General features: G+C 63.5%; 20 protein-coding genes. 15 read left to right on the forward strand and 5 right to left on the reverse strand.

Annotation, left to right across the window (positions count from 1 at the left end; genetic code table 11):
- Positions 1-13 precede the first annotated feature (13 nt).
- Positions 14-976, forward strand: coding sequence for a protein translocase subunit SecF (gene secF, locus ACPPVV_RS05355; protein ID WP_426702436.1), 963 nt, complete (start codon positions 14-16; stop codon positions 974-976).
- 266 nt (positions 977-1,242) lie between these two features.
- Here secF and ACPPVV_RS05360 read toward each other — a convergent pair whose 3' ends face one another.
- The 5 genes from ACPPVV_RS05360 to ACPPVV_RS05380 all read right to left on the reverse strand — a co-directional run bounded on the left by ACPPVV_RS05360 (position 1,243) and on the right by ACPPVV_RS05380 (position 5,799).
- Positions 1,243-2,064, reverse strand: a complete 822-nt coding sequence (locus tag ACPPVV_RS05360; protein ID WP_426702437.1) for a class I SAM-dependent methyltransferase — start codon at positions 2,062-2,064, stop codon at positions 1,243-1,245.
- Positions 2,065-2,277: 213 nt separating this feature from the next.
- Positions 2,278-2,982 (reverse strand): N-acetylmuramate alpha-1-phosphate uridylyltransferase MurU, encoded by a 705-nt coding sequence (gene murU, locus ACPPVV_RS05365; RefSeq protein ID WP_426702438.1) that lies wholly within the window; start codon positions 2,980-2,982, stop codon positions 2,278-2,280.
- 40 nt (positions 2,983-3,022) lie between these two features.
- Positions 3,023-4,084 carry an aminoglycoside phosphotransferase family protein gene (locus ACPPVV_RS05370; RefSeq protein ID WP_426702439.1) on the reverse strand — a complete coding sequence of 354 codons (1,062 nt, stop codon included), beginning with the start codon at positions 4,082-4,084 and terminating at the stop codon, positions 3,023-3,025.
- A gap of 61 nt (positions 4,085-4,145) precedes the next feature.
- Positions 4,146-5,414 (reverse strand): ammonium transporter, encoded by a 1,269-nt coding sequence (locus ACPPVV_RS05375; RefSeq protein ID WP_426703172.1) that lies wholly within the window; start codon positions 5,412-5,414, stop codon positions 4,146-4,148.
- 46 nt (positions 5,415-5,460) lie between these two features.
- Positions 5,461-5,799, reverse strand: a complete 339-nt coding sequence (locus tag ACPPVV_RS05380; protein ID WP_426702440.1) for a P-II family nitrogen regulator — start codon at positions 5,797-5,799, stop codon at positions 5,461-5,463.
- 227 nt (positions 5,800-6,026) lie between these two features.
- Here ACPPVV_RS05380 and ACPPVV_RS05385 point away from each other — a divergent pair, with 227 nt between their 5' ends.
- The 14 genes from ACPPVV_RS05385 to ACPPVV_RS05450 all read left to right on the forward strand — a co-directional run bounded on the left by ACPPVV_RS05385 (position 6,027) and on the right by ACPPVV_RS05450 (position 19,330).
- The gene (locus ACPPVV_RS05385; RefSeq protein ID WP_426702441.1) at positions 6,027-6,506 is read left to right on the forward strand and encodes an SUF system Fe-S cluster assembly regulator; all 480 of its coding nucleotides are present in this window, start codon (positions 6,027-6,029) and stop codon (positions 6,504-6,506) included.
- A gap of 8 nt (positions 6,507-6,514) precedes the next feature.
- A complete protein-coding gene (sufB, locus tag ACPPVV_RS05390) occupies positions 6,515-7,981 on the forward strand; it encodes a Fe-S cluster assembly protein SufB (protein WP_426702442.1) in 1,467 nt (488 codons plus the stop codon).
- A 139-nt stretch (positions 7,982-8,120) separates the two neighbouring features.
- Entirely contained in the window at positions 8,121-8,873 is a 753-nt protein-coding gene (sufC, locus tag ACPPVV_RS05395; RefSeq protein ID WP_426702443.1) for a Fe-S cluster assembly ATPase SufC, read from the forward strand.
- Positions 8,870-10,174, forward strand: a complete 1,305-nt coding sequence (gene sufD / locus ACPPVV_RS05400) for a Fe-S cluster assembly protein SufD (RefSeq protein WP_426702444.1) — start codon at positions 8,870-8,872, stop codon at positions 10,172-10,174. Before sufC ends, sufD begins: the two co-directional genes overlap by 4 nt.
- Before the next feature lie 125 nt (positions 10,175-10,299).
- The gene (locus ACPPVV_RS05405) at positions 10,300-11,544 is read left to right on the forward strand and encodes an aminotransferase class V-fold PLP-dependent enzyme (RefSeq protein WP_426702445.1); all 1,245 of its coding nucleotides are present in this window, start codon (positions 10,300-10,302) and stop codon (positions 11,542-11,544) included.
- A 79-nt stretch (positions 11,545-11,623) separates the two neighbouring features.
- A complete protein-coding gene (locus ACPPVV_RS05410) occupies positions 11,624-12,535 on the forward strand; it encodes an acyltransferase (RefSeq protein ID WP_426702446.1) in 912 nt (303 codons plus the stop codon).
- Between the two features lie 3 nt (positions 12,536-12,538).
- A complete protein-coding gene (panE, locus tag ACPPVV_RS05415) occupies positions 12,539-13,474 on the forward strand; it encodes a 2-dehydropantoate 2-reductase (protein ID WP_426702447.1) in 936 nt (311 codons plus the stop codon).
- Between the two features lie 51 nt (positions 13,475-13,525).
- Positions 13,526-14,074 carry a GNAT family N-acetyltransferase gene (locus ACPPVV_RS05420; RefSeq protein ID WP_426702448.1) on the forward strand — a complete coding sequence of 183 codons (549 nt, stop codon included), beginning with the start codon at positions 13,526-13,528 and terminating at the stop codon, positions 14,072-14,074.
- Positions 14,071-14,385, forward strand: a complete 315-nt coding sequence (locus ACPPVV_RS05425; protein WP_426702449.1) for a non-heme iron oxygenase ferredoxin subunit — start codon at positions 14,071-14,073, stop codon at positions 14,383-14,385. Before ACPPVV_RS05420 ends, ACPPVV_RS05425 begins: the two co-directional genes overlap by 4 nt.
- A gap of 194 nt (positions 14,386-14,579) precedes the next feature.
- Positions 14,580-15,221 (forward strand): PepSY-associated TM helix domain-containing protein, encoded by a 642-nt coding sequence (locus tag ACPPVV_RS05430; RefSeq protein WP_426702450.1) that lies wholly within the window; start codon positions 14,580-14,582, stop codon positions 15,219-15,221.
- A 14-nt stretch (positions 15,222-15,235) separates the two neighbouring features.
- The gene (locus ACPPVV_RS05435) at positions 15,236-15,763 is read left to right on the forward strand and encodes a DUF2271 domain-containing protein (RefSeq protein ID WP_426702451.1); all 528 of its coding nucleotides are present in this window, start codon (positions 15,236-15,238) and stop codon (positions 15,761-15,763) included.
- 29 nt (positions 15,764-15,792) lie between these two features.
- Positions 15,793-16,605 (forward strand): DUF4198 domain-containing protein, encoded by an 813-nt coding sequence (locus ACPPVV_RS05440; protein WP_426703173.1) that lies wholly within the window; start codon positions 15,793-15,795, stop codon positions 16,603-16,605.
- Positions 16,606-16,655: 50 nt separating this feature from the next.
- Complete coding sequence (locus ACPPVV_RS05445) at positions 16,656-17,639, forward strand: FAD:protein FMN transferase (RefSeq protein WP_426703174.1); 984 nt, start codon at positions 16,656-16,658, stop codon at positions 17,637-17,639.
- On the forward strand, positions 17,636-19,330 hold the full coding sequence (locus ACPPVV_RS05450; protein ID WP_426702452.1) for a flavodoxin domain-containing protein: 1,695 nt from the start codon (positions 17,636-17,638) through the stop codon (positions 19,328-19,330). Before ACPPVV_RS05445 ends, ACPPVV_RS05450 begins: the two co-directional genes overlap by 4 nt.
- The last annotated feature ends 84 nt before the right edge of the window (positions 19,331-19,414 follow it).

The following is a 19,414-nucleotide window of genomic DNA, read 5'->3' on the forward strand; positions in this document are numbered from 1 at the left end:
GGGCGGGAATTCCATGGAAATCTTCAATCACGACAGCAACATCCCGTTTCTCGGCATGCGCAAGTACAGCATCGCGCTGGCATTGTTGCTGATGGTCGCATCGATCGGTCTGATCGCGACCAAGGGCCTGAATTACGGACTGGATTTCACCGGCGGTGTTTCCGTGACGGTCGATTACGACCAATCGGTGGAGATTGCCGACGTACGCGCGGCGCTGGCCAAGGGTGGTCTCGACAACGCGATGGTGCAGAGCCTCGGTGGCACCAGGGAAGTGTCGATCCGAATGCAGACCAAGGATGTGCCTGCGGCGGCCGATAGCAGCGGCAAGGTCAACCTGGAGCGCGTGGCAGCCAATGTGGCAAAGATCCTGCAGGCATCACGCCCGGACGCCAAGCTGAAGAATCCCGAGTTCATCAGCGCCGAAGTCGGTTCGGAACTGCGTAGTGACGGCACCGTCGCGGCGGTATTCGTGATCCTCGGCATCATGGCCTACCTGTGGATCCGCTTCGAGCGCCGCTTCGCGATCGCGGCCGTGGCAACCGAGGTCCATGACGTGCTGGTGACGCTGGGCATCCTGGCGCTGGTGCAGCGCGAGTTCAACATGACCGTGCTGGCCTCGGTGCTGGCGGTGATCGGCTACTCCATCAACGACAAGGTGGTGGTGTTCGACCGTATTCGCGAGCTGTTCCGGCTGGCGCGCAAGGCCGAGCCGGAAGAAATCCTCAACCGCTCGATCAACAACACGCTGTCGCGAACCATCATCACCTCGCTGTTCACGGCCATCACCATGGGCGCGCTGTATTTCTTCGGCGGCCCGGCCGTGGAAAGTTTCGCTGTCACCATGCTGATCGGTATCGTGGTCGGCACCTTGTCTTCCATTTTCGTCGCCAGCCCGATCCTGTTGTGGCTGGGCGTGTCGAAGAAGGACCTGATGCCGGTGACCAAGGAAAATCCGGAGTTGGCGCGGCGCCCCTGAGCGAACATCGTTCGCTCAGCGAGGCATCGTCTTGCAAGCGGCTTCATCAGACAGAACGGCCCGGTACAAACCGGGCCGTTCTGCATTCGGTGAGGGGTTCGGATGACCTGCCTTGTTGAATCTAATTCTGAAGCGCACCCGGCAATGGAGCTGTCCAAGTGCGGTGGCCTGCACAGCGCGCCTGACGAAGGAGCACCGGTCCCCTGCAGGTTGCCGATGAGGTACGTATGGCGATAAGCGCATCCATCAACACGTCGCCGTCGTGCTCACCAGTGCGGCTTTGCCGTAATTCCATTTGTCTTTGTATTGATCTGAATTTCGACGTGCAAGTTGGGCCTCACCCCGGGCATGACTTCCAAGATTGACTGCACAACGCGCTTCCATTTTTTTTTGGACGGCGTGTAGGTGCGCAACGTTTTGGATTTGGCTACGGTGAAGTCCGGTGAAAGCAACTCGAAATATCTCTTTATTTCAGACCTTGTGTATTCTCGCCAGTGGTGGGCGTAAGTATGTAGCCCCAGGATATCGTCTACATTGATGCCGCCGCCCATGCCTTTTATGTACCTATAAGGGTTCCAGGCGCGGCCTTTCCATGAGTAGAAATTTGGCGTGGTGATTATTATTCTTCCACCCGGAGAAAGTATGCGATGTATTTGAGTCCAGAACTTGACCGGATTGAAGGTGATGTGCTCGATTATCTCTGAAAAAAGAATAATATCGAAAGAATTGTCGGGGAAACTCTCGAACTCCTTCGCTTGCTCGAGATCCGGGCACTTCCTCAAAAGAATGTCGTGTGTTTGAGCGAGGCGTTTGACGCTATCTACTTCAAATGTGCCTGGTAAATCAACGGCGGTAACCAGGAAGCCGGCATGGCGCCAGACTAATGACTGGTGTAACCAGTGAGCCCCTACATCCAGTACTCGATTTAGAGAGTGGTCTTTCCACGTAGATGAAAATTCCTGAAGTGTGATCCAGTATCTCTGATAATGGTCGGATAAATAATTTTCAGGCGTTCCACCGTGCTTGTTGAATTCATCAAGCATTTCATCAAGTGAAAGTGCGTTTTTGTTTGTATTTTTATTCAGCAAGACGGATTTACCTGTGCTTGACAATCCATGATTGGCGGCTGATATCAAATATCGGCTAGTCAATTTTGATTATATAACAGTGCGAGCGGCATGGTGATCCGCTAAAGACCCTGGGTCGCGCGATCGACTTAAGTAACAGTCGCGGTGGGTACGAGGCCGTGGAGGCCGCCTGTTCTGCGGTTTGGGGTGAAGCACTCGGGATTGGAGGTGAATTCACCGGCCTAGTTCGGCTTCCAACTGCGCCAGCCGTTGTGGCGTGCCCACATCCGTCCATTTGCCGCGGTGATGGCTGCCACGGATAGCGTCGGTCGTCATCGCCGCACGCAATAGCGGAACCAGTCGGAAGCGTGGCGGCATGGCTTGCGTTTCCGCCGTGTCGCCAATGACCCTGCGCCAGTCCCGCAGCAGTTCGTGGCGATAGACGCCGACGCCACTGAAAGTCAGTCGCTGCTCGCCTTCGTCGTGCACTCCGCCCCGCGTGTCCAACATGAAATCACCCTGCGGATGCTGCGCCGGGTTGTCGACCAGCAGCAGGTGGGCGAGGCCCGCAGGTTTCGCGGGCAGGGCAGCGAAATCGGCATCGCACCAGATGTCGCCATTAACGGCAATGAACGGCTCGCTGCCGAGCAGCGGCAATGCATTCAACATGCCGCCGCCGGTTTCCAGCGGCGTCGGACCCTCGTACGCGTAGCGGATGCGAAGGCCCCAGCGCGAGCCGTCGCCCAGCGTGTCGGGGAACTGTTCGGCCAGGTGCGAGGTGTTGATCACCACGTAATGGACGCCGGCTGCGGCGAGTTTTTCCAGGTGCCAGGCGATCAACGGCTTGCCGCCCACGGACAACAGCGGCTTGGGCGTGTGATCGGTCAGTGGACGCATGCGCTCGCCCAGGCCGGCGGCAAAGATCAGCGCATGCCTCATGACCCGGCTCCTTCCTTCAACATCCCGTGGCCGCGGATGATCATGCGGCCAATTTCCTGGTGAGGTCGCGATCACCGACGCAGCGCTGCAGCAGCGCCACGAAATCGGCCAGCTCGGGGTAACCGCCAGCCACGTCGATCACGTAGTCGTATACGCGCGGCAGGTCGTCGAGATACGCCTGTTTGCCATCGCGATAGCACAGCCGGCAGAACAGTCCGAGCACCTTGATGTGGCGTTGCAGTCCGATCAGGTCGAACCAGCGCAGGAAGCGTTCGCGATCGACGGCTGTATCGATCAAGTCCGCGTCGCGCAGGCGCAGGCGATAGCTTTCTGCCCAGGCTTCCACACGCTGGCGATCCCACACGATGTAGCAATCACGCAGCAGCGAGGCGAGGTCGTAGGCGATGGGGCCAACCAGTGCACCCTGAAAATCGATGATTCCAGGACTCGAGAGTCCCGGAGCGATGATGCCCGGGTTCCCGGGCACCTCCGTTTCATCGGTATCGACGACCAGCAGGTTGCGGCTGTGGTAGTCGCGATGCACGAAACAACGCGGTTGCTCGAGCGCGTTGTGCAGCAGCACGGTGAACGCCGCTTCCAGCACGTCCCAGTCCCCGCAGGTTGGCGTATGGCCAAGATGCCGGCCGAGCAGCCATTCCGGCATGATCTCCAGCTCGAGCTGCAGGAAGGCGCGGTCGTAAGGCTGCATGCCGGTCACGTCCACGTCGCGTTGCATATGCAGCAGTGCGTTCATGGCATCGTCGTACAGCGCATCCACCGTGGCGTCGTCCAGGGCGGCCAGATACAGCTGCGAGCCGAGATCCTCGATCAGCAGGAAACCCTGCTGAAGATCCTGTGCCCGCACGGCCGGTACGTGCAGGCCGGCGGCGGACAAGCGGGCGCCGATTTCCAGCCACGGTTGCGGATTCTCCTGCGTCGGTGGCGAATCCATCACGATCCAGCTGCGGCCTTCGTGGTGGGTGCGCCAATAGCTGCGGAAGCTGGCATCGGCTGACGCAGGTTCCAGCATCAGCGTGGCGTCGCCCAGTATTTGGCGGGTCCAGGCGAGGCGCGAGGCGGCACGTTCGGGCGTGTGGGTCATGACAAAAACATGCGGGAAGATCGCGTCAGCTTAGCGACCTGCCGCCGCAGTGGCGAGGCGGTCAGGACAGGTTGTAGCCGCGTTCCTCGTGCAGCGCGAGATCCAGCCCGATCTGTTCCTGCTCGTCATCCACCCGCAAACCGATGGTCAGCTGGATCAGCTGCAGGATCATCCAGGTCAGTGCGGCACTCCAGAGGATGGTGAACGCCACGCCTTTGACCTGTATCCACAACTGGCCGAAAGGGTGTGCAACATCGCCGAATCCGCCGAAACTTGCGGCCGCGAAGGGGCCGGTCAGCAACGCGCCGACGATGCCGGCGACCGCGTGCACGCCGAAGACGTCGAGGCTGTCGTCATAGCCGAAGCGACGCTTGAGCCGGGTTGCGGCGAAGAAGCAGACCACGCCGGCGATGACGCCGAGGATCAGCGCACCATCAGGTCCGATGGTGCCGGCGGCCGGTGTGATCGCGACCAGTCCGGCGACCGCGCCGGAGGCGATGCCGAGCACGCTGGCGCGACGGTGGATGATCCACTCGACCGTCATCCAGCCCAATGCCGCCGCCGCGGTGGCGATCTGGGTCACCAGCATCGCCATGCCGGCGCTGCCGTTGGCGGCCACCGCCGAACCGGCGTTGAAACCGAACCAGCCCAGCCACAGCATGCTGGCGCCGATCAGGGTGTAGCCCAGATTGTGTGGCGGCATCGGCGTGTGCGGATAACCGCGTCGCTTGCCCAGCATCAGGCAGGCGACCAGGCCGGCGATGCCGGCGTTGATGTGCACCACCGTGCCACCGGCGAAATCGAGTACACCCAGGTCACCAAGGAAGGAACCCGGGCCGCCCCACACCATGTGCGCCATCGGCAGGTAGGCAAAAGTGAACCACGCGGCGGTGAAGATCAGCAGTGCCGAAAACTTCATGCGCTCGGCAACCGCGCCCACGATCAGCGCCGGCGTGATGATCGCGAAAGTGAGCTGGAACATCGCAAACACACTTTCCGGCACGTGCTGGTACAGGCTGTGCGGCGTCATTCCGGCAAACAGCGCGCGATTCAGGCCGCCGACAAACGAGTGCAGGTTGGTCGTGCCTGCGTGCATCCCTTCTGTGCTGAACGCCACGCTGTAGCCGTACAACATCCACAGCACGCTGATCAGTGCCGTGATCGCGAAGCACTGCATCAATACCGACAGCAGGTTCTTGGCGCGGACCATGCCGCCGTAGAACAGTGCCAGGCCGGGAATCGTCATCAGCAATACCAGCATGGTCGCCGTCAGCATCCAGGCAGTGTCGCCGCTGTCGAGCGTGGTTGGCGATTGTGCGAAAGACGTCATCGGTGCGCTGACCAGCAGCGCCAGGGCAAGGCGGCGAAGGGTGCGATCAGAGCGCATCGGCATCCTCCTCCTGGGTGCGGATCCGGATGACCTGCTCCAGCTCACTGACAAAGATCTTGCCGTCGCCGACCTTGCCGGTGCGCGCGGCGGCCGTGATCGCCTCGATCGCCCGTTCGGCCTGGTCGTCGGCGATCGCCACCTCGATCTTCAGTTTGGGCAGGAAATCCACCACGTACTCCGCGCCGCGGTACAGCTCGGTATGCCCGTGCTGGCGACCGAAGCCCTTCACCTCGGTGACCGTCATGCCCTGGACGCCGGCCTCGGCCAGCGCTTCGCGTACGTCGTCCAACGTGAACGGCTTGATGATGGCGGTGATCCACTTCATGTCGTACTCCCCACGATGAACCTTATTGCGACGCAGCACGATGCATGCCAGTGCGACAACAAAGCCCTTCTCATGCGGGGCCGGGGTGCAGATGGGATCGATCTGCACGACAAGCGGGAATTCGCCGGCGGAGTTTGCCCGATAGTGGTGCGTACGCCGCGATTGACCGCGCCGTGCCTAATCAGTACCATTTTAGTCCCGATTCAATCGCCCCAGCCTGAGCACTCATGCTTCGTGTCAGCCGACTGACCGATTACGCCACCGTCGTGATGACCTGCATCGCCGCGCACCCGACCGAGGTGCTCAGCACGGTGCAGATCGCCGACGAGGCACGCCTGGAGCTGCCGACGGTGAGCAAATTGCTGAAGGCACTGGGTCATGCGGCATTGGTCGAGTCGTTCCGCGGCGTCAACGGTGGTTATCGGCTGGCCCGTCCGGCCAGCGAGATTTCGCTGGCCGAGATCGTCGAGGCGCTGGAAGGCCCGATCGGCATGACCGAATGCAGCGTGGCCGAGGGCCAGTGCGATCGTGAATCGCAATGCGGCGTGCGCGGCAGCTGGCAGCAGGTCAACAGCGTGCTGAACAACGCGCTGCGCGGAGTCAGCCTGGCCGACATGCTCAAGCCGCAGCCGCCGCGGAAAAAAATTGCCGTGACCGTGAGCGAGGTCGCGATGCCGACCAAGGCGCGCGGGGTCACCAACGAATGAACGAAATCATGAACAAGCAAAGCAGCAGCGCCGCCACGCTTCGCGACAATGCCGATGTGGCCGAGGCCCTCGGCCGCAGTTATGCCGCGGGCTTCGTCACCGACATCGAGATGACCGGCCTGCCGCCCGGCCTGGACGAGGGCACCATCCGCGCCTTGTCCGCGATCAAGCAGGAGCCGCAGTGGATGACCGAGTGGAGGCTGGAGGCCTATCGTCATTGGCTGACCATGCCCAAGCCCGATTGGGCCAAGCTCAACATCGAACCGATCGACTATCAAGCGATCAGCTACTACGCCGCTCCGAAAGCCGGTCCGAAGTCGCTGGCCGAAGTCGATCCGGTATTGCTGGAAACCTACGAGAAGCTCGGCATTCCGTTGCACGAGCGCGCTGCGCTGGCCGGGGTGGCGGTGGACGCGGTGTTCGATTCGGTGTCGGTGGGCACCACCTTCCGCAAGCAGCTGGCCGAGGCCGGCGTGCTGTTCTGCTCCATGAGCGAGGCGATCCGCGAGTACCCAGAGCTGGTGCAGAAGTACCTGGGTAGCGTGGTGCCGACCGGCGACAATTTCTTCGCGGCGCTGAATTCGGCGGTGTTCTCCGACGGCAGCTTCGTGTTCATCCCGAAGGGCGTGCGCTGCCCGATGGAGCTTTCCACCTATTTTCGAATCAACGCGCAGAACACCGGGCAGTTCGAGCGGACCCTGATCGTGGCCGAGGAAGGCGCGCACGTCTCCTACCTCGAGGGCTGCACCGCGCCGAAGCGCGACGAAAACCAGCTGCATGCGGCGGTGGTGGAACTGGTCGCGCTGGAAAAGGCGCAGATCAAGTACTCCACTGTGCAGAACTGGTATCCGGGCGACGAGAACGGCGTGGGCGGCATCTACAATTTCGTCACCAAGCGTGGCGACTGCCGCGGTGACGATTCCAAGATCAGCTGGACCCAGGTGGAAACCGGCTCGGCGATCACCTGGAAATACCCCAGCGTGGTGTTGCGCGGCGACCGCTCGGTCGGCGAGTTCTATTCGGTGGCGCTGACCCATCACTACCAGCAGGCCGACACCGGCACCAAGATGATCCACCTCGGCAAGTACACCAAGTCGAAGATCGTTTCCAAGGGTATCAGTGCCGGCCGCAGCTCCAACAGTTACCGCGGCCTGGTGAAGATGGAGAAGGGTGCCGAGGGAGCGCGCAACTACACCCAATGCGACAGCCTGCTGATCGGCAAGCAGTGCGGTGCGCACACCTTTCCCTACATGGAAGTAAAGAACCCCACGGCGATCGTCGAGCATGAAGCGACCACCTCGAAGATTTCCGACGACCAGATGTTCTATTGCCGCTCGCGCGGTATCGGCGAGGAAGACGCGGTGTCGATGATCGTCGACGGTTTCTGCAAGCAGGTGTTCCGCGAGCTGCCGATGGAGTTCGCGGTGGAGGCGAAGAAATTGCTTGAGGTGAGCCTCGAAGGCGCCGTCGGCTGATGCTTTTTCCTTCTCTCTTCGGGAGAAGGTGCCCAAAGGGCGGATGAGGGTACGGACGGAGCGCGACATCGCGGCCAGTCCGGACCCTCACCCCAACCTCTCTTCCGATGGGAGAGGGGCTAAAAAACCAGGAACAACCATGCTGAAAATCGAAAACCTGCACGCCCGCGTCGAGGGCAGGGAAATCCTCAAGGGGCTCAGCCTCGAAGTGAACGCAGGCGAAGTGCACGCGATCATGGGGCCAAACGGCGCCGGCAAGTCCACCCTAGGCAACGTGCTGTCCGGACGCGACGGCTACGAAGTGACCGCCGGCAGCGTGAGCTACAACGGCGTCGACCTGCTGGCGCTGGATCCCGAAGCGCGCGCCGCTGCTGGTGTGTTCCTGGCGTTCCAGTATCCGGTGGAGATTCCCGGCGTCAACAACACCTATTTCCTGCGCGCTGCATTGAATGCGCAGCGCAAGGTGCGTGGCGAGAAGGAGCTTGATTCCATGCAGTTCCTCAAGCTGGTGCGCGAGAAGCTGAAGGTGATGCAGATCTCCGACGAACTGCTGCACCGTGCCGTCAACGAAGGTTTCTCCGGCGGCGAAAAGAAGCGCAACGAGATCTTCCAGATGGCCGTGCTGGAACCGCAGCTGGCGATTCTCGACGAGACCGATTCGGGCCTGGACATCGACGCGCTGAAACAGGTGGCGCAGGGCGTCAACACGCTGCGTTCGCCCGAGCGCGCGTTCCTGATGATCACCCACTACCAGCGTCTGCTCGACTATGTGGTGCCGGATTTCGTGCACGTACTGGCTGACGGCCGCATCGTGGAAAGCGGCGACAAGTCGCTGGCGCTGAAGTTGGAGCAGCACGGCTACGCCGGCATCGGCGAGGGAGCCGCGGCATGAGCCAGTCGGCACCTCTGCCGTTGCTCGAATCGCTGCTCGATGCACCGCTGCCGAACAGCGGCATCGCCTGGCTGGATGCCGCGCGGCGCGAGAATCACGCCGCGCTCGCCGCTGGCGGTTTGCCCGACACACGGGTCGAGGCGTGGAAGTACACCGCGTTGCGCGGACTCGGCCAGCGCCGTTTCGCCGCCGCCGATGCCACCGCCGCCACGCGCGCGATCGACGCCGCGACGTTTGCATTGCCCGGTGTGGACGGACCGCGACTGGTTTTTGTCAATGGCGTATTCCGTGCCGATCTATCGGCAACCGATGCGCTACCCGAAGGCCTGTCGTTGCAGCCCTTGTCGCAGGCGCTACTGCACAACGCGGAGCCACTGCGTTTCGCGTTGTCGCGACATTACCGCGAGACCGGCGATGCGTTTGCGCAGATCAATGCAGCCAGCGCGAGTGACGGTGTGGTACTGCAGGTTGCTGCTCGCGCGAAGATCCGCGTGCCGGTGCAGCTCGTCTTCGTCGGAGCGGCCGCCGACAGCGAACTGGCCTGGCATGTGCGCAACGTGATCGAACTGGGCGAAGGCGCCGAGCTGAATCTGGTCGAGCTGCATGTGAGCGATGGAGAGCAGGCCCAGCTGACCACCCTGGTCGGCGACATCGAACTGCGCGAAGGCGCGCAACTGCGGCACACCATGCTGCAAAATGCGTCGATCGGCACGAACCTGATCCGCCGCAGCAGCCTGCGCTTGCATGCGCGCGCCGGAGCGACGCTGCACGTGGTGGAGCTCGGTGGCGCGCTGGTGCGTCACGACCTGCGCGCCGAACTGATCGGCGACGAAGCACAACTCCACACCCATGGCGTATTCATGCCGCATGGTCGCCAGCACATCGACACCCAGCTGGCGATTCGCCACCAGGCGCTGAACACGACGTCCTCATCGAACTGGCGCGGCGTGGCCAGCGATCGCGCGCGCGGCGTATTCCGTGGCGCGATCGTGGTCGCCCCCGGCGCCGATGGCAGTGATGCCAGCCTCAGCAACAAGAACCTGCTGCTGTCGCCGAACGCCGAGATCGACACCAAACCCGAGCTGGAAATCTACGCCGATGAAGTGAAAGCCGCACACGGCGCCACGGTGGGACAGCTCGACGAGCGCTCGCTGTTCTACCTGCGTTCGCGCGGCATTCCGCTGGGCGAGGCGCGCGCGCTGCTTACCGCCGCGTTCTGTCGCGCCGTGCTGGACGATTTGCCGAACGAGGCCCTGCGCGAGCACCTGTCAACTCTGCTGGTTGCGCAATTGCCTGCGTGATGCTTTTCTCCTCCCCCTGCAAGCAAGGGGAGGTCGGGAGGGGATAACGCTCTTGTTATGAAGAGTGACCCCACCCCAGCCCTTCCCTGCGAGCAGTGGAGGGAGCCACTTCCGGAGCTGTTTCGATGAATGCACAAACCAGCACCCCTACCGTCTTCGACATCCAGCGCATCCGCGCGGATTTTCCGCTGCTGGCGCGTACGGTGCACGACAAGCCGCTGGTGTATTTCGACAACGCCAACACCAGCCAGAAGCCGCTGTCGGTGATCGAGGCGGTGAACGCGCATTACCGCGAGCACAACGCCAATGTGGCGCGCGCCGTGCATCAGTTGGGCGAGGAAGCCACCGCGGCGTATGAGGGTGCGCGGGACAAGTTGGCGCGCTTCATCAATGCGCCATCGCGCAACGAGCTGATCCTCACTTCCGGCACGACCCAGTCGATCAACCTCGTGGCCTACAGTTACGCGCTGCCGCGACTGAAGCCCGGCGACAGCGTCCTCACCACCGTGATGGAGCACCACGCCAACATCGTGCCGTGGCAGCTCGTCGCCGCACGCAGCGGTGCCACGGTGAAGGCGGCGCCGATCGACGAGCGTGGCGAACTGATCGTGGAGAAGTACATCGAGATGCTGACGCCGGAGGTGAAACTGGCCTGTGTCACGCATGTTTCCAATGTACTCGGCACGGTCAACCCGGTGCGCGAGATCGCGCGCGAATGCAGGAAGCGCGGCATCGCGCTGCTGGTCGACGGTTCGCAGGCAGTGCCGCACCGGCCGGTCGACGTGCAGGCGCTTGGCTGCGATTTCTACGCGATCACCGGACACAAGATGCTCGCCCCCACCGGCACCGGCGCGCTGTGGGCGAAGCGCGAACACCTGGAGGCGATGCCGCCGTTCTTCGGTGGCGGCGAGATGATCCGCGAAGTGCGTTTCAGCGGAACCACCTTCGCCGCGCCGCCGCACAAGTTCGAGGCCGGCACGCCGAACATCGCGGGGTTTGCCGGATTGTCCGCGGCGATCGACTACTACGATTCGGTAGGTTTTGCCGCGATCCACGCGTGGGAACAGCAGCTGCTGCAGTACGCCACCGAGCGGCTGCGCGGGATTCCCGGCATCCGCATCTTCGGCGAGGCGGCACAGAAGGAGCCGGTGATCTCGTTCCTGCTGGACGGCGCGCAGGCCACCGACATGGCTACCCTGCTCGACCTGCAGGGTGTCGCCGTGCGTTCCGGTCACCACTGCGCGCATCCGCTGATGCAGTTCTACGGCGTGCCCGCGACATTGCGTGCCTCGCTGGCGTTCTACAACACGCGCGAGGAAATCGACGCCTTCATCGTGGCGCTGCTCAGGGTGCGCAAACTGCTGATGTGAGCATGCCGCCAAAGGTCGCATGGTTCCGCTGTCACCCGCAGGGCATTATTGTGCCAACACCTCCCCACTGATTGAATTCATGTTCGCCACGCTACCCGGCCCGATCCGCATTCCGCTGGCGCTGCTCTTGCTCGCCATCAGCACCGTGCTGCATGTGGTGCTGCTGTTCGCGCTCACCCTGGTCAAGCTGATCGTGCCGATCCGTGCGATCCGGCTGGCGTGTTCGCACGTGCTGGTGCGTATCGCGGAGAGCTGGATCGGCATGAACAACCTCCTGTTCGACGGGTTCACCCGCACGCGCTGGCAGGTCGACGGGCTCGGCGGCCTGCGTCGCGACAGCAATTACCTGGTGCTGTGCAACCACCAGAGCTGGGTGGATATCCCGGTGTTGCAGAAGGTGTTCAACCGGCGCATCCCGTTCCTGCGCTTCTTCCTCAAGCAGCAGCTGATCTGGGTGCCGCTGCTGGGGCCGGCGTGGTGGGCACTGGATTTCCCGTTCATGAAACGCTATTCCCGCGAAACGCTGGCGAAGCATCCGCAGCTGCAGGGCAAGGACCGCGAAGCCACGCGCCGCGCGTGCGAGAAATTCCGGCACACGCCGGTGTCGGTGATGAATTTTGTCGAAGGCACCCGCTTCACGCCGGCCAAACACGACGCGCAGTCGTCGCCGCATCGTTACCTGCTGCGACCGAGGGCGGGCGGGCTGGCGTTCGTGCTCGATGCGATGGGCGATGCCCTGCACGCCATGCTCGACGTCACCATCGTCTATCCGGATGGTCCGCATACCCTGATGGACCTGATCGCCGGCCGCATCCGCGATATCCGCGTACATGTGCGCGAGTTGCCGATCGGCAACGAGTTGCGCGGCGACTACGAACAGGATGCGGTATTCCGCGAACGTTTCCAGGCCACGGTGAATGCGCTGTGGAGCGAAAAGGATGGGCTGATCGGGCGCATGCTTGAAACGGCACGCAGCACCACGGGAGTTTGAGCGATGCGTATTCTGGTAGTGGGTGCCGGTGCCACCGGCGGATATTTCGGCGGCCGCCTGCTGCAGCACGGGCGCGACGTGACATTCCTGGTGCGCGAGGGCCGTGCGGAGCAACTGGCGCGGCATGGGTTGATGATCTACAGCGCTGCCGGCAACGCCGAGCTGCCGTCGCCGCCGACCGTGCTGGCGGCCGGACTGCGCGAGCCATACGACCTGATCCTGTTGAGCTGCAAGGCGTATGGCCTGGAACAGGCGATGACCGATATCGCGCCCGCCGTAGGGCCGCAGACAGCGATCCTGCCGCTGTTGAACGGCATGCGTCAGCTCGATCTGCTTGACGCACGTTTCGGCGCGCAGCATGTGCTGGGCGGGCAGTGCGTGATCGCCGCGACGCTGGACGGACAGGGCGCCATCCAGCATCTCAACCAGTCACACAGCCTCACCTTTGGCGAGCGCGACGGCAACCCATCCGAACGCATGCAGCGAATCATGCAGAGTCTGGCCGCCGCGGGTTTCGAGTCACGTCCCAGCAACACGATCCTGCAGGACATGTGGGACAAATGGGTGTTCCTGGCCTCGCTGGCCGGCATCACCTGCCTGATGCGCGGATCGGTCGGTACCATCGCTGCCGCACCCGGCGGCGCCGTGGCAGCGCTGGCCCTGCTGGAAGAATGCCGGGCGGTGGCGGAACGCGCCGGCCACGCGCCGGGCGAGGCGACCCTGCAACGTGCGCGCGGCGTACTGACCGAAGCCGGCTCGAGCCTGACCGCGTCGATGCTTCGCGACCTGCAACAAGGTCATGCGATCGAGGCCGACCACGTGATCGGCGACATGCTGGCGCGCGCCGATCCAGAGTGCGCCGTGCGCTCGCTGCTGTCGATCGTCTACGCGCACATGAAAGTCTACGAAGCCGACAGGGCATCCGCGGCGCGATCGTGATGCCTGCGACCGGTCATGGTGGACGGGCGTGACGGGCATTATCATTCGTCGATGACTGCAGAAAACTTTCCTTCGTTCCGCATGGCGACGACGGCCGACGTGGCCGCCATCGTGGCCCTGGTTGAATCGGCGTATCGCGGTGAATCCGGGTTGCGCGGCTGGACCACCGAATCGCACCTGCTCGACGGGCGCCGCACCGACGCCGCCGATGTCGGTGAACTGATCGGTCGCCCCGACAGCCGCATCCTGCTGGCCGAGAACGACGGCCGGCTCAAGGCGAGCTGTCACGTCGAAAGCCAGGGCGAAGCGGGTTATTTCGGCATGTTCGCGGTCGACCCGTCCGAACAGGGCAGCGGCCTGGGCAAGCGGATGCTGGCCGAAGCAGAACGGATGGCGCGCGAGGAGTGGCACTGCCGCGCGATGCGCATGACGGTGATCGTGCAGCGCGAGGAGCTGATCGCCTGGTACGTGCGCCGCGGCTACCGGCGCATCGGCGAATACCAGCCGTTTCCATATGGCGACGAGCGCTTCGGCATTCCCCGCCGCGACGATCTGCGTTTCGAGGTATTGCTCAAGGATTTCACCGGGGCTACCGCGTGAACGGCTGGGTGAAGGTCGGCACCCGCAGCGATTTCCTGCCAGGCGAATACAAGCTGGTATGGGACGGCGACACCCCGATTGCGGTGTACAACGTCGACGGTGCCTTGTACGCGGTGGAAGACACCTGTACCCACGATGGCGGCGACCTGGCCGGCGGCGAGGTATTCGGTTTCGAAGTGGAGTGCCCACGCCACGGCGCGCGCTTCGACCTGCGCACCGGCGCGGTCACGAAACCGCCGGCGTACGAGCCGATCGCCAGCTTTCCGGTGCGCGAGGAAGAGGGCGCAATCTGGACGCGCGACGACCGCTGATCCCGATCCGTTCGACCGCCGGTTAGCTGTTGGTACTGCCGCGTAGCTTGCCAGTTATTGAGATTGATTCTTGTTTACTGTCTAATGGCGGGGATTCCGCACGATCGGCTTGACCGTATCGCGCCCCACCATGAACAACCCATTCCAACTGCTGTGCGATTGCGGCACGGCAGGAATGCGGGCCCCGGAAACCGATGGAACAGCGCTCGACACCAGCCGTGGACGCCTCGTTGCAGCGCCGCGCGTTCTGGATGAAACAGCTGCATCAATGGCACTGGATCAGCTCGGCGCTGTGCCTGATCGGCATGCTGCTGTTCGCGGTGACCGGAATCACGCTCAACCATGCGCGGCAGATCGAGGCCACGCCACAGGTGACGCACCAAAAGATCACGTTGCCGGTCGGCCTGCGCGCCATGGTCGGTGGTGAAGACGAGCGCAAGGCCGTGTTGCCGGCGGAAGTGGCCGCATGGCTGGACGACACCTTGCAGGCGCACGTGGCCGATCGTGCGGCGGAGTGGTCGGCGGACGAAATCTACGTGTCGCTGCCGCGGCCTGGTGGCGACGGCTGGCTCAGCATCGATCGCACCAGCGGTGCGGTGGAATACGAACTGACCCGACGCGGTGTGATCGCCTACCTCAACGACTTGCACAAGGGACGCAATGCGGGAGCGGCATGGAGCTGGTTTCTCGATGTGTTCGCGCTGGCCTGCCTGGTGTTCGCGATCACCGGACTGTTCCTGCTGAAATTCCATGCCGCGCGGCGCACCTCCACCTGGCCGTTGGTGACCTTGGGCCTGGTGCTGCCGGTGGTGCTGGCGCTGATCTTCATCCATTGAAACGAGACCCCACAATGTGCCGTCTGCTGCTTTCCTGTTGCGCCCTGGTTCTGGTTCTATCGCTGGCCACGCCAGTGGCCGCGGCCGAGCTGAACCTCACCGTGCAGATTCCCGAGCAGAAGGTGGCCGAATACCACCGGCCGTACTCGGCGATCTGGATCGAACGCGCCGACCACAGCGTGGCTGCGCAGTTGGCTGTCTGGTATGCGCAAAAGGACAGCAAGGAGGGCGCCGGCGGCAAATGGCTGCCCGACCTGCGCCAGTGGTGGCGCCGCGGCGGTCGTGGTCTGACGCTACCGGTGGACGGCGTCTCCGGCGCCACCCGCCCGGCCGGACAGCATCAGTTGAAATTCATCGACGGCCAGGCGCCGTTGGGCACGTTGGGGACGGGCGACTACACCCTGGTGGTAGAGGCGGCGCGCGAAGTGGGTGGGCGCGAGGTGGTGCGTGTGCCGTTCCATTGGCCAGCCACCGCCACGCAACATCTGACAGCGCAAGGCCGTAGCGAACTAGGCACGATCAGCCTCGATATCAACCCATGAACGACCTCACCGAATTGTCCGGAGCGAACATGCACAAGCGCACTTTGAAATGGATCGTCCTTGCCACGGCGATCGCCATGCCGCTGGCCGCGCAGGCGCACAAAGTGTGGCTGCTGCCGTCGGCCACCAATGTCGCCGGTGTCGATCCGTGGGTCACGGTGGATGCGGCGATCTCCAACGACCTGTTTTATCCGGATCACCATGCCGCTTCACTGGACCAGCTGGTGATCACCGCGCCAGACGGCCAGACGGCCAAACCCCAAAACGCGTCCAGCGGCAAATACCGCAGCGTGTTCGATCTGGAGCTGACTCAGCAAGGCACTTACAAGGTGGCAATGGTCAGCCAGGTGCTGTTCGCCAGCTACGAGCTGGACGGCCAGAAGAAGCGTTGGCGCGGCAAGACCGACGAACTGGCCACGGCCGTCCCGAAGGCGGCGAAGAACGTGGAAGTGACGGCGGCCAGCAATCGGGTAGAAACCTTCATCAGCAATGGCAAGCCGAACGACGTGGCACTCAAGCCCAGCGGAAAGGGGCTGGAGCTGGTGCCGGTCACCCACGTCACCGACCTGGTTGTCGGTGAGCCGGCCACGTTCCAGTTGTTGCTGGACGGCAAGCCGGCCGGCGACCTCAAGATCAGCGCGATCGCCGGCGCCACCCGCTACCGCAACGCGCAGGATGAATTGACCGCTCAAACCGGCAAGGACGGCAAGTTCAGGCTGACCTGGTCACATGCGGGGATGTACTGGATCAATGCCTCCACTGAGGATGGCAACAGCGGCATGAAGCAGGCCAGCAAGCGACGCCTGTCGTACACCGCGACGCTCGAGGTCCTGCCCGAGTAAGCGTCATGTCGTATTTTCGTTTGGCCGTCCAATTGTCGATCCTGTGGGTCATGGCCACGCCCGTCGCAGCGACAGGCCTGCAGCATCTGGATGGCCGCACCATGGGTACCACCTGGTCGGTGCAGTTGATGTTGCCGCAGGCGCGTTCGGCGGATGAGCTTCAGCGCGGCATCCAGGCCGAACTGGATCGCGTCGACGGGCAGATGAGCACGTACAAGCCTCAGTCCGAGTTGTCGCGCTTCAACCTCGCGCCGGCCGGCAGCTGGCGGCCGCTGCCGCCGGAGTTTTTCGTCGTGCTTCAGCACGCGCTGCAACTGGCGAAGGACAGCGACGGTGCGTACGACCCGACGGTCGGACCGCTGGTGAATTTGTGGGGATTCGGCCCCGACCACCGGCCGCGGCAGCCGCCATCGGTGGACGCCATCATGCAGGCGAAAGCGCGGGTGGGCTGGTGGAAATTGAAGCTGGATCCGGCCGGTCAACGGGCATGGCAGCCGGGTGGAATCTATGTGGACCTTTCCGCGGTGGCCAAGGGCTATGGCGTGGATCAGGTCGGTCGTTACCTGCAGCGGATGGGGGTAAAGGCCTGGCTGGTCGAGGTCGGCGGCGAGCTGAAGGCGCATGGCCGCAAACCGGATGGCATGCCGTGGCGAGTCGGTATCGAACGTCCGGAGGCCGCGGCCGGCGCAGTGACCGATGCCGCCGAGCTGGTGCGCACGATCCAGCTGCGTGATCGCGCGATCGCCACATCCGGCGACTACCGCCACGTGTTCGAAGACGATGGGCATTTCTATTCACATCACATCGATCCTCGTAGCGGCTATCCGGCGCCGCACGAAGTTGCCTCGGTCAGCGTGCTGGCGGACGACTGCATGCAGGCCGATCCGCTGGGCACCACGCTCAGCGTGCTCGGCGCCGAACAGGGCATGGCCTACGCACGCCAGCATGGTTTGGCGGTGTTGATGGTCGTGCGCACCCGCCATGGTTTCGAGCAGCGCATGTCGCCGGCATTCGCCGCGGAACTGCGGCGATGAAGCAGCTCGACGCAGCCACGGCGCGACGCGCGACCGTCAGCAGTGCATTGTTGCTTGGCGGCTTCGGACTGCTCTCGGCGCTGATGCTCCTGCTGCATGGGGAGGGGCTGCAATGGCGCGACCCCGGTGGCGAACGCTGGCTGGACGCCGCGCTGGTGCTGCTGGCGTGGCTGGGACTGCTTGGTTGGCCGCGTTACTGGCGGCCAGTGGTTTGGCGCAAAGCAGCGGGCATGCGCGACATGGCAGCGAATTCGCACACAGCGGTCGTCGACCATGCCGGGGACGACATGCGAGTCGTTTCGGCGGATGCGACGGTGCGCGTGATCTATGCCAGCCAGACCGGTTTTGCCGAACAGATAGCGCAGCGGACCCAACAAAGCCTGCGGGCTGCCGGCATGGCAACACGACTGGACGGCATCAACAGCGTTGCCGCCGATGACCTGCGTCACGCCGGTCGCGTGCTGTTCGTGGTCAGCACCACCGGTGATGGCGAACCGCCGGACATGGCGTTGGCGTTCCACCGGTTGGCGATGCAGCAGCCGACGTCGCTGAGCGGCCTGCGTTACGGCCTGCTTGCGCTGGGCGACAGCGATTACGAGGAATTCTGCGGCTTCGGTCGCCAGCTGCAACGCTGGCTGCAGGCCAGCGGGGCGCAGCCGCTGTTCGACCCGGTGGAGGTGGACAGCGAGGACGAAGCCAGTCGGCGCCATTGGCAACATCATCTGGCGATGCTGTCCGACACCCGCGATCTGCCGGACTGGCAGGCGCCGGCATACCAGCGCTGGCGCCTGGTCGAGCGCTGCTTGCTGAATCCCGGCAGCGTGGGCGCGCCGTGTTTTCACCTGGCCTTGCAACCATCGGTGGGCAGCGCCCATTGGCAGGCCGGTGATCTGGTCGAGATCGGTCCGCGCCATGCACCAGCCAAGGTGATGGCTTGGTTGTCCGCACGCGGGCTGGATGGCTCGGTGCCGGTGTCGTACGAAAAGCAGCGCCTGCCGCTGGCCGAACAACTGGCGCATTGCCGTCTGCCCAAGGCCGACGAAATCGATGGGCTGGATGAGGAAGGGGTAGCCGCGATGCTGCAGCGGCTGCCGCATCGCGAGTATTCAATCGCCTCGTTGCCGGATGACGGCGCGATCCACCTGCTGGTGCGTCAGATGCGCGGTCCCGGCGGCTGTCTCGGACTCGGCTCGGGCTGGTTGACCGAGCATGCGGCGATCGACGCCGAGATTGCGTTGCGCGTGCGCAGCAACGTCAACTTTCGCATGCCGCCGGATGCGCGGCCGCTGATCCTGGTCGGCAACGGCACCGGGCTGGCGGCACTGCGTGCGTTGCTGAAGGCGCGCATCGCCGCCGGCCACCGACGCAACTGGCTGCTGTTCGGCGAGCGGCACGAGGCACACGATTTTCTTTATCGCGAGGAGATCGAGCGCTGGACGACAGACGGCCAGATCGAACGCGTCGATTTTGCCTGGTCGCGCGATCAGACCCAGCGCATTCACGTACAGCACCGCTTGCGCGATGCAGCCGGCCAACTGCTGGACTGGGTCGATGCCGGTGCCTCCATCTACGTCTGCGGCAGCCTCGATGGCCTCGCGCCCGGAGTCGATGCGCCACTGCACGATGTGCTGGGAGTGGCGCGGGTCCGGCAGTTGCGCGAACAGGGCCGTTATCGGCGCGATGTCTACTAAAGGTACGCACACATTCTGCCTGCTGGCTCTGGCACGCATGACCAATGGCCTATGCCTTGCGGGGCTGGGTGGCGCAATCTGCAG

The organism is Rhodanobacter sp. Col0626 (genome assembly GCF_049994385.1).
GTDB lineage: Bacteria > Pseudomonadota > Gammaproteobacteria > Xanthomonadales > Rhodanobacteraceae > Rhodanobacter.

What these genes read in the sequence shown, in the direction of transcription:
- secF (WP_426702436.1), top strand. Translation starts at nt 14, where the DNA reads ATGGAAATCTTCAATCACGACAGCAACATCCCGTTTCTCGGCATGCGC.
- murU (WP_426702438.1), bottom strand. Translation starts at nt 2,982, where the DNA reads ATGAGGCATGCGCTGATCTTTGCCGCCGGCCTGGGCGAGCGCATGCGT.
- ACPPVV_RS05370 (WP_426702439.1), bottom strand. Translation starts at nt 4,084, where the DNA reads ATGACCCACACGCCCGAACGTGCCGCCTCGCGCCTCGCCTGGACCCGC.
- ACPPVV_RS05375 (WP_426703172.1), bottom strand. Translation starts at nt 5,414, where the DNA reads ATGACGTCTTTCGCACAATCGCCAACCACGCTCGACAGCGGCGACACT.
- ACPPVV_RS05380 (WP_426702440.1), bottom strand. Translation starts at nt 5,799, where the DNA reads ATGAAGTGGATCACCGCCATCATCAAGCCGTTCACGTTGGACGACGTA.
- ACPPVV_RS05385 (WP_426702441.1), top strand. Translation starts at nt 6,027, where the DNA reads ATGCTTCGTGTCAGCCGACTGACCGATTACGCCACCGTCGTGATGACC.
- sufB (WP_426702442.1), top strand. Translation starts at nt 6,515, where the DNA reads ATGAACAAGCAAAGCAGCAGCGCCGCCACGCTTCGCGACAATGCCGAT.
- sufC (WP_426702443.1), top strand. Translation starts at nt 8,121, where the DNA reads ATGCTGAAAATCGAAAACCTGCACGCCCGCGTCGAGGGCAGGGAAATC.
- sufD (WP_426702444.1), top strand. Translation starts at nt 8,870, where the DNA reads ATGAGCCAGTCGGCACCTCTGCCGTTGCTCGAATCGCTGCTCGATGCA.
- ACPPVV_RS05405 (WP_426702445.1), top strand. Translation starts at nt 10,300, where the DNA reads ATGAATGCACAAACCAGCACCCCTACCGTCTTCGACATCCAGCGCATC.
- ACPPVV_RS05410 (WP_426702446.1), top strand. Translation starts at nt 11,624, where the DNA reads ATGTTCGCCACGCTACCCGGCCCGATCCGCATTCCGCTGGCGCTGCTC.
- panE (WP_426702447.1), top strand. Translation starts at nt 12,539, where the DNA reads ATGCGTATTCTGGTAGTGGGTGCCGGTGCCACCGGCGGATATTTCGGC.
- ACPPVV_RS05420 (WP_426702448.1), top strand. Translation starts at nt 13,526, where the DNA reads ATGACTGCAGAAAACTTTCCTTCGTTCCGCATGGCGACGACGGCCGAC.
- ACPPVV_RS05430 (WP_426702450.1), top strand. Translation starts at nt 14,580, where the DNA reads ATGGAACAGCGCTCGACACCAGCCGTGGACGCCTCGTTGCAGCGCCGC.
- ACPPVV_RS05435 (WP_426702451.1), top strand. Translation starts at nt 15,236, where the DNA reads ATGTGCCGTCTGCTGCTTTCCTGTTGCGCCCTGGTTCTGGTTCTATCG.
- ACPPVV_RS05440 (WP_426703173.1), top strand. Translation starts at nt 15,793, where the DNA reads ATGCACAAGCGCACTTTGAAATGGATCGTCCTTGCCACGGCGATCGCC.
- ACPPVV_RS05445 (WP_426703174.1), top strand. Translation starts at nt 16,656, where the DNA reads ATGGCCACGCCCGTCGCAGCGACAGGCCTGCAGCATCTGGATGGCCGC.
- ACPPVV_RS05450 (WP_426702452.1), top strand. Translation starts at nt 17,636, where the DNA reads ATGAAGCAGCTCGACGCAGCCACGGCGCGACGCGCGACCGTCAGCAGT.